The 12,330-nt window shown below is 52.7% G+C and carries 9 protein-coding genes; 3 read left to right on the top strand and 6 right to left on the bottom strand.

Annotated features, from left to right (window positions below):
• Positions 1-9 precede the first annotated feature (9 nt).
• The 6 genes from BJP35_RS11500 to BJP35_RS11475 form a co-directional block, all read right to left on the bottom strand.
• Complete coding sequence (locus BJP35_RS11500; protein WP_086463116.1) at positions 10-1,182, bottom strand: fimbrial protein; 1,173 nt, start codon at positions 1,180-1,182, stop codon at positions 10-12.
• A gap of 24 nt (positions 1,183-1,206) precedes the next feature.
• On the bottom strand, positions 1,207-3,711 hold the full coding sequence (locus tag BJP35_RS11495; RefSeq protein ID WP_025205026.1) for a fimbria/pilus outer membrane usher protein: 2,505 nt from the start codon (positions 3,709-3,711) through the stop codon (positions 1,207-1,209).
• Between the two features lie 33 nt (positions 3,712-3,744).
• Positions 3,745-4,452 (bottom strand): molecular chaperone, encoded by a 708-nt coding sequence (locus tag BJP35_RS11490; RefSeq protein WP_014168794.1) that lies wholly within the window; start codon positions 4,450-4,452, stop codon positions 3,745-3,747.
• A gap of 37 nt (positions 4,453-4,489) precedes the next feature.
• Positions 4,490-5,050 (bottom strand): fimbrial protein, encoded by a 561-nt coding sequence (locus tag BJP35_RS11485; RefSeq protein ID WP_014168795.1) that lies wholly within the window; start codon positions 5,048-5,050, stop codon positions 4,490-4,492.
• 447 nt (positions 5,051-5,497) lie between these two features.
• Positions 5,498-7,282, bottom strand: a complete 1,785-nt coding sequence (locus BJP35_RS11480; protein WP_086463115.1) for a diguanylate cyclase — start codon at positions 7,280-7,282, stop codon at positions 5,498-5,500.
• Between the two features lie 120 nt (positions 7,283-7,402).
• Positions 7,403-8,512, bottom strand: a complete 1,110-nt coding sequence (locus tag BJP35_RS11475) for an AI-2E family transporter (RefSeq protein WP_020885256.1) — start codon at positions 8,510-8,512, stop codon at positions 7,403-7,405.
• 336 nt (positions 8,513-8,848) lie between these two features.
• Here BJP35_RS11475 and mmuP point away from each other — a divergent pair, with 336 nt between their 5' ends.
• The 3 genes from mmuP to tauA all read left to right on the top strand — a co-directional run bounded on the left by mmuP (position 8,849) and on the right by tauA (position 12,327).
• Positions 8,849-10,249 (top strand): S-methylmethionine permease, encoded by a 1,401-nt coding sequence (gene mmuP, locus BJP35_RS11470; RefSeq protein ID WP_086463114.1) that lies wholly within the window; start codon positions 8,849-8,851, stop codon positions 10,247-10,249.
• A complete protein-coding gene (mmuM, locus tag BJP35_RS11465; protein ID WP_086463113.1) occupies positions 10,236-11,168 on the top strand; it encodes a homocysteine S-methyltransferase in 933 nt (310 codons plus the stop codon). Before mmuP ends, mmuM begins: the two co-directional genes overlap by 14 nt.
• A 196-nt stretch (positions 11,169-11,364) precedes the next feature.
• Positions 11,365-12,327, top strand: coding sequence for a taurine ABC transporter substrate-binding protein (gene tauA / locus BJP35_RS11460; RefSeq protein WP_086463112.1), 963 nt, complete (start codon positions 11,365-11,367; stop codon positions 12,325-12,327).
• The last annotated feature ends 3 nt before the right edge of the window (positions 12,328-12,330 follow it).

The following is a 12,330-nucleotide window of genomic DNA, read 5'->3' as shown; positions in this document are numbered from 1 at the left end:
CTAAAATAATTAATCGTAACCAAACATAATTTGTGCGGTTGCTACCACCGTTCCGGTCGAGAGCGCTGATGCGTTGTAGACTTTGTAATAAGCATGCAAATAAATATATTGTATATCCTGGATGTTATCATCTTTTGCAATGTCTAATATTTGTGTTGCATGTTCCATATTATTGCTGCTGGATATTTTTATCTCCTCATGTTCGCCAAGGAAATAACGACTGCGAAGCGCAATGCCTACGCCGCCAGCGGTGGTCTCATCATTAACCATGATCTGGTAAGTGCTGTCGGTAGTGACCAGGTCATTACTGGATATCCAGGCCTTGATATTACGGGTGGCAGTTTTGACTCCCGCCAGATTCCCGCACTTAAACGGTATGGTAAAATCGGCACCGTTAGCTTTACCATTTATTTTTAATGTCCTCAGCGAGGCGGGGGGGAGCTTAACCGTCATGTCATGGGTCATGTTGCAGGTGGTTTCTTTCGGTTCAAACTGAATAGTAACTTTCTCGTAAGCGAGAAAATAATCGGTATTCCAGCTTTTGCGCGAGGTGTCGGTCATCATGTTGTCCCACGCGCGGTAGGCATAGGTTTTACTGGATAACAAGGGTGAATCCGCTCCGCTCCCCGTACCGCTCATTACCGCCGGTATAACGCTGAGTGCACCATTAGTGGTCGTCTTGGTGTAGGCTGCGACCCCGGTGGGCGGCGTGTTTAAAAGCTCTGCGCGCAATGTATATTGTGTTGGATAGGCGAGGGAGTGGATGCCCACAATCCCGCTGACAGTCACTTTTGTTGTGCCGGTAATTTGTGCCGTCACTTTAATCCAGTAGCTGTTTTCGCCATCGGCGCTGTTAAAATTGAGGTACACGGGGTTATTATTAAACCCGGTGAAATAATAAAGATGATCCTGTAATACACCACCAATCCCGACATTGCCATAGGTACAGGTCATGCTGCCAGACCAGCTTGTCGTATAGGTTCTTTCTACGACATTGGATGTCAGAAACTCCGATGAGAGATTCAGCGATTTATCCGCTTCTGCCACGTTTTTAAATAAAATGCCGCTATTTCTGCACGTATCGCCAGTAAGGCCTCTGGACTGGGGTTGAGCCAGTGCGGAAAATCCTGGTATAAATATCAGGGCGAATACGGCTATGATGAGATAAAAAGACTTACTCATGATCGTATTAATACTCGTTTTAAATTACCGGCAGATATTGACGGCATGTTCATTGGGCTGTGCAATGACACAGGTTTTTTTTACCTTGCCTTTGCTGATATCGATATGCAGAGAATCAGGCATCGTATCGGATTTAATAAAAATTTGGCTTCCCTGTGCTACATATCCCAACTCGTTATGACCGCTATCTGAAACAAATGCGCCAAACGGTAACTGTTCACCTTTCGTATCCTGAACTTCAAGGGTGAATAATTTCCGCGTATCCGTTTTGTATTTCAGATACGTAATGCTGCCTTCATACGGGGCGATATTCAGCAAATTACCCTGTAAATCAACGTCGCTGCTTTTTGTCCCATCCTGCTCGAGATGAAAATTATTCTGCCGGTAAGGCGTTGCGCTGGTCACCAGTGCGATACCGTGCTGGTTTGTACGGGTCGATGAATCGCCGTTGACCACGGCATTTTCCACGCCGGGTGCCTCAAGGATCACAAAGTTTCGCCCATTATTCGGGGAGGCAATGACCCCTCCACGCCACGCAAGCAGATTCCCGCTCGCACCAAGGCTGGTCTGGCGATATTCACGGGCGACGGTCAGGCCGGTGTTAAGGCTGGTCACACTGTTTTTCCAGTTGGTATAGAGATCCGCCGAACGGGAGTCCCCCTCGTTATCATGGGCCAGCATCAGGCTGTAATCGACATCGTGGGAATTACCGCTCAGGCTGACGTCTGAAGACGCATATCGACCTTTCTGCACGCTGGCGTGGGTTGCGATGCTCCCACCGCTGCCGAAGAGGGACATCGGAACGGTGACGGAAAAATAGAGATTGTTCTCAGTGTTTCCACGCGTGCGCAACGAAGTGACGACATCACCCTCATAATTTGTTTCATAGTCGTAGTAGGACTGCGTCACTTCGGAACGGCGCAGCGATACGGCGTAATTTACGCTGTGCCAGGCATTGCTCCACGTCAGGTTATACTGGCGGCTGGTTTTTTGCCCGCGCCAGTAGTCACGCCAGTATGCTGAAAGCGAAAGACGGCCGAAATCATCTGACAGGGGTTGAATGATATTGGCGCTGAATGCCTGTTTGCTGTTAACCGTCGAGGAGCCTGTTCCGCCATAATCTTGAATATTGGATCGGGTCAGGACAAAATCGCTGAAGGAGGCATAGTTCTGCGTTCGGTAATAATACGATGCGAGCGTCAGGTTAGTTCGTGTTGGAAAATACTTACTCCATGAAAGGGCGTATTTTTCTCCGCGGCGCCGCTCCTCTCCCGGCAGGCGATACTGTGACTCTTCAAGAGATCCAGACAACGAGCCCGCGTAGGGTAAAGATATGGCACCCCCAAGCAATACAGATTGATAGTCAGCATTCCAGATGCTCCCGGCAGTCGCGGTAACGTAATTATTAATACCGCGTGAATAGCTAAACTGGGCAAAGCGGCTATGGTCGTTAATGCCGCGCATGTCCACTTCACCGATATTGAACTGATAATCACTGGTGCCCGGTCGGAGCATGTCTGGTAAAGAGGAAAATGGAACGGCAAAGCGCTCGGTACTTCCGCCATTATTTTTTACTTCCACGGTCAGATCGCCACGTGAACCGGTCGGCATTAAATCCCGAATTGCAAAGGGGCCGGCGGGCACGGATAACTGATGAATAATATGGCCGTCCTGAAACACGCTCACGACCGCGGAACTGGTGGCGATCCCGGTGATGACAGGCATATAAACACGTTCGCTGTCGGGCAACATCTGCCGGCTCTTCGTGAGCGTCAGGCCGCGGAATCTCACGGTATCAAAGTAATCAGAGGCGGTATACGCCCGCCCGACACGCATGAGCGATTCGATAGCCACAATCGGTTTTTCGACATAGCGTGTGGTATTGACCCAATAACTTTTTCCCGGATTGCTGTAACGCATCCAGGTGGAATTATCGAGTAAATGCCAGCCTGAAAAATTCAGCCCGCTGTTCAGTGAAAGATAAAAATTATCGCTGTTGGTATACCCTTCGCTCAGTCCATGGAAGTTGTAATAGTTAACGTTGTAATTGGTATAAAGACCGTTAATGCCCTGGTCCCATTTCTGCGGTGCCACCCAGTTTTGGCTGTCAGTTTTCACAAAGGCTTGCGGAACTTCCAGATCCAGACGCAACTCTCCCGGTACCAGCTTGCTTTTACCTCCGTGGAGTAACGTATTAATGTCAATCATGTCGGAGTGAGCGTTCGCGATAGCATCATCCAGCTCCTGAATAGACAGTTGCGTGGCATCTTCTTTATGAATATGTACGGTACCCCGATCGTCATTGGCGACCGTTAAGGTGAACTTTCCACGCCAGACGTTATTGACGTAAACGTCGAGATCGTAAGTCCCTGGCGTCATGACCAACTGATTGTTACTCCAGTCCATATCCGCTGAATTACCGACCAGCAGGCTACTGTTGAATGTCTCACCGTATGCACTAAACGAGCACAAGGCGAGGCTGATGGAATGAACCAGCAGGCTTTTTCGAAACAGCGATCTGTTCTTCATCAAAATTGAACCTGGCATGAGTACTGTCTGCGATCAGTGGAGGATGCTGAATCTCTTGGCGCCGAAATCATCAAGCCAGGTGATTCGGTACTGATTACCCGCATGGATTTTGTCGGGAACCAGCGCACAACCAAACGGAGGAATAAAGGCGGTATCGTTCAGTAAATTATCTTTTCTGGCCTGTTTTAACTGCCCACCTTGCCAGGTCACGATTTGCGGAATGGTCAGGTAATAAGGGGAGTTGTTTTTAAGGCACACACGACCGCCAGAGGTGGAAAGGGTGACTTTTTCAATAACCGAGCTGTCCAGTTCTTCCAGAGACATTGGACGATAAAAAACTTTGATGCGGTTGCGAATAGCGACCTGGAGATAATTATCAGCTCCACCTTCCGGTACCGGAGGCACGTCCAGAACGTTCAGCCAGAATACGCTTTCCCGATCCGTTGGCAGTGACTGGGTATTCATTGCGGCGACCTTCAGGGTTTGCCCACTGTGCGCCTCCATTTTTACGACAGGCGGCATAAGTGAGAAGGGCACTTTGACCTTTTCAGGCGCAGCGGAAGCATCGCCCTCATCCAGCCAGGATTGCACCAGATGCGTTTTATCACTGTCATTAACCAGCTGTACGGAAACGAATTTCGCCGCTGCCGGATAAATGACGCGAGTCTGATTAATCACGACACTGGCAAAAGCCATCTGCGAGGCGACAGCCCCGATGAGAAAGATTATTAATTTTTTCATGATGTTTAAAACCGGGGATTGCTCCCCGGTGGAGGTATTAATCGTAGCTAAAAGAGTAAGTTGCGTCGGTAACGACTTTACCGGTGGTGACAGAAGCACCGCCAAAGTTGTAGTAGTTCGCATGCATGGTCAGCGTAATACCGTCGGTGCTGGAAACATCATCCGACGTGAGGCCGGTATTGAAGGCGGTATCAAACGGTACGGCAGTCTTGCCATCGGATGTCAGGGTGATACCCACACCTTCTGCGCCGCCTTCGCTGTAGTTTTTCAGGTATTTACCGTCGTCAGACAGGTTGCTGCTGGTGAAGGTGATTTTGAGGGTTTTGGTGCCTTCGTCTGCCGCTGTGCAGTTTTTCAGGCTCATGGTGAAGTCTTTTTCGTTAGCCGTCACGATGCCCGCGGTTTTCCCCATATCGGTAAGGGTAATCGGAGACAGATTGACGGTGAAATCAGAACCATTGTTGGTCGTCACATCACAGGTTGTATCTGATACTGAACCGTTAAAGGTAATTGTGCCACCTGCGACACCCGTGCTTTCTGCCGCCATTGCTGCACCAGAAAACATGATAGCCGCTGCGATTAATGTCTTATTGAACATGTTTTATATCCCGTTTTTTCATTTTCGATGTACCTGGTACTTCCAGGGTGGGGAAACAGCGTTTCGGAACACTGTTTTACCCACTCTTTGGTCGGGATATAAAACCATTTAATGCGCAGTTTGGTAAACGCAAATATCGTTTAAATTGATTTTTTAAATTTAAATGACTGGTTTTTAATTTTTATATAGGTTTATGTTCTTTTGGTTGAGGGGCTGGAGAGGAGGTAGAGAAACGATTTCCTGTTTAAAGACGTGCTCAAAATCGTCATATGACGATCTTTGCAAGGATCCTGTACAGGCATAGAAACATTACTCTGCACAGTGAGTTACAACAATGAAACGAAATTAACATTACCAAAACAAGTACGGCAATGAAGCACGCTGTTTCAGGGAAGACAAAGAAGGGGAAAAGACACTGCCAGGAGGGATAACAGTCTCTTTTTTTAACTATTCAACTTCGAGCGTACTAAAACTGACGATACGAGAACGCCCTAATTCCTTCGCACGGTATAAGGCAACATCTGCCGCGCGTAACAGGTTGTCGCTTTCGGCATGCTGAGGGTAGCTGGCGATTCCGATAGAGACATCAACTGGACCGATTTCGGTCAGTCCACTGCGCACCGTTAACGCGTGAACGGCGTCAAAAATCTCGTTTGCGAAGGTAAAGGCAACCTCTTCATTTACCCCTGGCAGGAGTATTAAAAACTCCTCTCCGCCAAAGCGAAACGCCAGGCCATTCTCACGGAGCGCCCGTTTCACAATGCTGGATACGCTTTTAATAACCTGATCACCCGCTTCATGGCCAAACCGGTCATTAATGCTCTTGAAGTGATCGATATCGATCATCATGCAACTCAGGGGTTCGCCGTTACGAATGGCCTGTGTCATTTGGGTATGAAGCGTATCTTCCAGATGATGGCGATTACGCAAGCCGGTCAGCGGGTCGAACAATGCTTTTTCAAGCAACGCATCGCGTAGCCGCTGGTTTGCCAGCGCCAGACCGAGCGCTTCGGCCATCAGTTCGAGATAAGCACGGGCAGGGGCATTTTCCGCGGTGATATTCTGGAATGAGAGCAGACCAATGGCCTCGCCCTGGGCAATAAGCGGCACGCACAGCGAACGATACGCCAGTGATTCCGGCAGATGATAGCAGGCGATATCCGGCTTACCGCTGAACGGGGGATGGCTCTGACCACGCCTTACTGCCCAGCATTCGTCAGGATGAAACGTCATCTCCTCTCCCGTGGGGGAGAGCCACTGGGCAACGCAGCGCATCTGCCATGGATCGCGGTCAAGGACATAGAGCCGGCCAGGGACCCCCGGGGCGATATTGGGGGCAAACATCTCCGCCACGTTGATAACATCGGTAAAGTTCTCACACCCTTGCAGCCGCTGCGTCATGCGGGCCAGCAGTTCGCGGACAGCCCAGTCGGCGTCGCGCTCTTTTTCCAGCCGTTGCCGGGCAAGGCCGTTTTCACGAAAAATACGGATCGCCTGCGCCATATCGCCAATCTCATCAATCTGATTAAAATTCGGCGTTTCGACGGCGTAATCCTGCGACGCCAGACGGTGTACCACGTCGCTCAGACGCACCACGGGGCGCAGCACGCGACGTTTCAGGATAAAGCCCAGGACAAACAGAAACAGCAGGGCGGTCAGGCCAACCATCAGTTCAGAGGCCGTACGCAGTGCTTTCGATTTTTTGGTGGCATCCTGCACGGACGCAATCACCCGCTTGTCGAGGATCTGGCGAAAGTGATCAATCTGGTTTTGCGCGCGTTCCAGTGCCTGCTCATAGGGCACACCATAAAGCAGGGCAATGGCCTGGGCATCTTCTCCCCGTTCTGTACTGGTCAGGGCCGTCTGCTGTTCATCCTGTAGCGCATCAATAATCTTGAGACCTTCCCGCAGCAGGGACAGCTCCTCATCGGACGCGCCGTTATCGCGCAGTTTATCCAGCCTCAGCTCGACATTTTTCAGGTTGTTCTCTGACTGGCTGTATTGTCTGAGGGTTTGCGGATCTTTTTTTATTACGTACAGGCGGGCTAAATCGGACTGCGCCCAGGCGTCGGTTTCAATATCCTCCGTCAGCTCATCAAAGCGCTGCCGCTGTTCCACGGCATGACGTTCCACGGTGTCGGCATTGGATGCCATCAGCATGATGATGCCTGAGACAAGGGTCAGGCAGACCGTGGCACCATAGGCCCAGTTAGTTATCGTTGCGATTCGCACCTGTGGATCCTTTTACGACATGAGAAGGATGGCGTTCTTTCAAATTATAGAAAACGTTTGATTTAAGGCGAAAAAAAAGGCGGCACAGTGCCGCCTGGTGTGGTCTTTATCGTCATATCATCACAAATCTGGAGGGTTTTTTCCTTCCTCGATGAAATCCGCATCCAGCTCTTCGGCGTTACCCGCGTGATCGCGACCGGAGAACAGGTTCCAGCAGGCGATGAACAGCGCGGCGATCAGCGGCCCAATCACAAAGCCATTAATGCCGTACAGCTCCATCCCGCCAAGGGTTGAGATGAGGATCAGGTAGTCCGGCATTTTGGTGTCTTTTCCCACCAGCAATGGACGCAGGATGTTGTCCACCAGCCCGACAATGATGACGAAGAAGCCAACGATAAAGAGACCCTGCCAGAGCTGATGCGTGGCGAACAGGAAGATGGCGGCCGGCACCCAGACAATGGCCGAGCCGACGGCCGGTACCAGCGAAAGGAACGCCATCAGCGCGCCCCAGAGTACGCTACCGTCAATGCCAGCGATGGCAAATGCAATCCCGCCGAGCGTGCCCTGAACCACCGCCACTACCGCCGTACCTTTTACCGTTGCCCGCGAGACGCCGACGAATTTGGCGAACAGATGCTGTTTGGCAAAATCAGACAGAGGAAGCGAATCAAGGATCTGGCGTACCAGATACGGACCATCTTTTAGCAGGAAGAACAGCAGATAAAGCATGATGCCGAAGCTGATCGCAAAGCCAAACGTCCCTTTACCAATCAGAAACGCGCTGCCGGCCAGATACTGTCCGCCCTGCAGGGCCACATCGGAGAGTTTTTTCTGGATCTGCGCCGCGTTCGTCAGGTTGTGGTCCGCAAGGAAGCCGCTGGCCCAGCCTGGCAGGTGGTTAAAGATGCTCGCCACCACTTCCGGGAATTGGGTATTGTTCGCTTGCAGCTTGGTGTACACCACGTTCAGTTCAATGGCGAGCGATGAAAAGATCACCATCAACGGGATAAAGACGATGAGGCAGATAATGCCGATGGTTAACAGCGAAGCCAGTCCGTTGCGATCGCCCATCGCCGCGCGCAGCTTGTTTTTTACCGGGTTAAAGATAACGGTAAGAATGGCGGCCCATAAAATCGCGGAGAAGTAGGGGGAGAGCACGTCGAAGAAAGCCCAGGTGACAAGGGCGAGTATGAAGATAAAGAAACCTTTGGTCAGTCCGTTAAAGCGCATCAGTTGATCCTGTAACGATGAAACTGTGTCGACTATAGAACTGATTGAGGGATTTACCAAGAATTGCGCCGCTGTAAAATCCCGCGTATGAACCCGCTCCTTACGGATACCACTTTCGACTGACCGAAGAACGCCAGGGTCCGCGCCATGCTGTAAGTATCTGCTTGCGGAGGTGCTTATGGCCTGGCGTCCGTTCCTGTATGTGATCCTCACAACCCACCCCAGACTCAGCGCGCGGCGCGCCCGATTACGTCTGGTCGTCTAGCTTTTTCTTAACAATCGCGGTATAACACACCTTCTTTGGATGTTTAGATGTCCATACGTATAGAAGGTAATATGCAAACACAACAAGAAAATGGGCAGCTTAAGCGCACCATGAAAACACGCCACCTGATTATGCTCTCGCTGGGTGGGGTCATTGGGACAGGGTTATTTTTCAATACTGGTTATATCATTTCAACGACCGGGGCCGCGGGAACGCTGCTGGCGTACCTGATTGGCGCGCTGGTGGTCTGGCTGGTGATGCAGTGTCTGGGCGAACTTTCCGTTGCGATGCCGGAAACCGGCGCGTTTCACGTCTATGCCGCCCGCTATCTTGGACCGGCTACAGGCTATACCGTGGCGTGGCTTTACTGGCTTACCTGGACGGTGGCGCTCGGGTCGAGCTTTACCGCCGCCGGGTTCTGTATGCAGTACTGGTTCCCGCAGGTGCCCGTCTGGACGTGGTGCGTGGTGTTCTGCGTGGTGATCTTCGGTCTTAACGTCATCTCCACGCGCTTCTTTGCCGAAGGCGAGTTCTGGTTCTCGCTGGTGAAAGTCATCACCATTATTGCCTTTATTATTCTTGGCGGCGCTGCGGTGTTTGGCTTTATCCCGATGCAGGACGGTTCTCCCGCGCCGGGCTTAACCAACCTTACCGCCGAAGGCTGGTTCCCGCACGGCGGCCTGCCCATCCTGATGACCATGGTCGCGGTGAATTTCGCCTTCTCCGGGACAGAGCTTATCGGTATCGCGGCGGGTGAGACGGAAAACCCGCACAAGGTGATTCCGGTTGCCATTCGTACCACCATTGCCCGGCTGATCATCTTCTTTATTGGTACCGTGTTTGTGCTGGCCGCGCTGATCCCGATGCATCAGGCCGGCGTGGAAAAAAGTCCGTTTGTACTGGTGTTCGAAAAGGTCGGTATTCCGTACGCGGCTGATATTTTTAACTTCGTGATCCTGACGGCCATCCTGTCGGCGGCGAACTCGGGCCTGTACGCTTCTGGCCGCATGCTCTGGTCGCTCTCGAATGAAAAAACGCTGCCGCGTTGCTTTGCGCGCGTTAATAAAAACGGCGTACCCATGACGGCGATTTCTGTTTCAATGCTTGGCGGCGTACTGGCGCTGTTCTCAAGCGTGGTGGCACCGGACACGGTGTTTGTCGCACTGTCCGCCATCTCAGGCTTTGCTGTGGTGGCGGTCTGGATCAGCATCTGCGCGTCGCATTTTGTCTTCCGTCGTCGCCATCTTCAGTCTGGTCAGCCGCTTTCCGCTCTGCAGTATCGCGCGCCGTGGTATCCGCTGGTGCCGGTGCTCGGCTTTATCCTCTGCGTGGTGGCCTGTGTTGGTCTGGCGTTTGACCCGAGCCAGCGTATTGCCCTTTATTGCGGGCTTCCGTTTGTTGCCCTGTGTTATGGTGCCTACTACCTGACCCGAAACATGACATCGCAGGAGCCTGAACATGTCACAGAATAATCCGCTTACTGCCATCCTTGAAAAACAGCCATTTGTGGTGCTGGATGGCGCGATGGCGACGGAACTGGAAGCGCGCGGTTGTAATCTTGCAGACAGCCTGTGGTCTGCCAAAGTGCTGGTTGAAAACCCGGATCTTATCCGCGACGTTCATCTGGACTACTACCGGGCGGGAGCGCAGGTGGCGATCACCGCCAGCTATCAGGCCACGCCTGCGGGGTTTGCCGCACGAGGCCTGGATGAGGCGCAATCCCGTGCGCTGATTGGCAAAAGTGTGGAGCTGGCGCGTAAGGCGCGCGAAGCGTATCTCGCGGAAAACCCTCATGCAGGCACGCTGCTGGTCGCGGGATCGGTTGGGCCGTATGGTGCATACCTGGCGGATGGTTCTGAGTATCGCGGTGACTACGTGCGAAGCGCAGAAGCGTTTACCGATTTCCATCGCCCGCGCGTGGAAGCGCTGCTGGATGCCGGGGCAGATCTGCTGGCCTGCGAAACGCTGCCATCCTTTGCTGAAATCAAGTCGCTGGCGGCGCTTCTGGCCGAGTATCCCCGGGCCCGGGGATGGTTCTCGTTTACCCTACGTGACAGCGAGCACCTCAGCGACGGCACGCCGCTGCGCGATGTGATTTCTGCGCTGGAACGCTATCCGCAAATTGTGGCGCTGGGGATCAACTGTATCGCGCTGGAAAATACCACTGCGGCACTGAAACATCTTCACAGCCTCACCGCACTGCCGCTGGTGGTCTACCCGAATTCGGGGGAGCATTATGACGCCGTGACCAAAACCTGGCATCACCATGGCGAAGCCTGCGAAACGCTGGCGGGCTATTTACCCCAGTGGCTGGCGGCCGGGGCGAAGTTGATTGGAGGATGTTGCCGGACCACGCCGAAAGACATTGCAGAGCTAAAGGCGCAGCGCTGATGCCGTGTGTCGTCTGATGCATTCACCTCATCCCTCTCCCGTCGGGAGAGGGAGCCAGAATAAACCCCACAAAATTCACTATCCTTTGCCACTTTTTTTCTAAAAACGAATCGGAATTAACGATTCTTTTTTATTCCTTTATCAAAATTCCTGCGCCGGAAATACTGCCCTCATAACAACAAGGGGAGCAGTCACAATGGCAATTTCATCGCGAATTACACTTCTCGGCGCGCTGGCGCTGTGGGCATTTCAGGCACAGGCGGTAGACGTTACCGTCGCGTATCAAACCTCTGCGGAACCGGCAAAAGTTGCGCAGGCGGATAACACCTTCGCCAAAGAAAGCGGCGCGAAGGTGGACTGGCGTAAATTCGACAGCGGGGCGGCCGTCGTGCGCGCATTAGCGTCCGGCGATGTGCAGATTGGCAATATCGGTTCCAGTCCGCTGGCGGTGGCTGCCAGCCAGCAGGTGCCTGTTGAGGTTTTCCTGCTGGCGTCACAGCTCGGGAATTCTGAAGCCCTGGTCGTGAAGAAAAACATCACCCGGCCGGAAGATCTGATTGGCAAGCGCATCGCCGTGCCGTTTATTTCCACCACCCATTACAGCCTGCTGGCGGCGCTCAAACACTGGGGCATCAAGCCGGGCCAGGTGCAGATCATCAACCTGCAGCCATCCGCAATTATTGCCGCCTGGCAGCGTGGGGATATCGACGGCGCTTACGTCTGGGCACCTGCCGTGAATGCGCTGGAAAAAGACGGCACCGTGCTGACCGATTCCGAACAGGTGGGGCAGTGGGGCGCGCCGACGCTCGACGTGTGGGTCGTGCGTAAAGACTTCGCGGAGAAACACCCTGACGTGGTGAAGGCGTTTGCTAAAAGCGCCATTGACGCCCAACAGCCTTATCTCAGCAACCCCGATGCGTGGCTGAAAGAGACGGGCAATCTGGAAAAACTGTCGCGCCTGAGCGGCGTTCCGGAAGCGGACGTGCCGGGGCTGGTGAAAGGCAATACCTATCTCACGCCTGCACAACAGGTCCAGCAGCTCAATGGGCCGGTCAATAAAGCGATTGTCGATACCGCTACGTTTCTGAAAGAGCAGGGCAAAGTGCCTGCGGTGGCGACAGATTACAGCCAGTACGTGACCGATCGCTTTGTGAAATAAGGG

It is taken from the genome of Enterobacter sp. J49 (assembly GCF_002148625.1).
GTDB classification, from domain to species: Bacteria; Pseudomonadota; Gammaproteobacteria; order Enterobacterales; family Enterobacteriaceae; genus Enterobacter; species Enterobacter ludwigii.
Note: the sequence above shows the minus strand (reverse complement) of the source record. Positions and strands in the feature narration are given on the sequence as shown.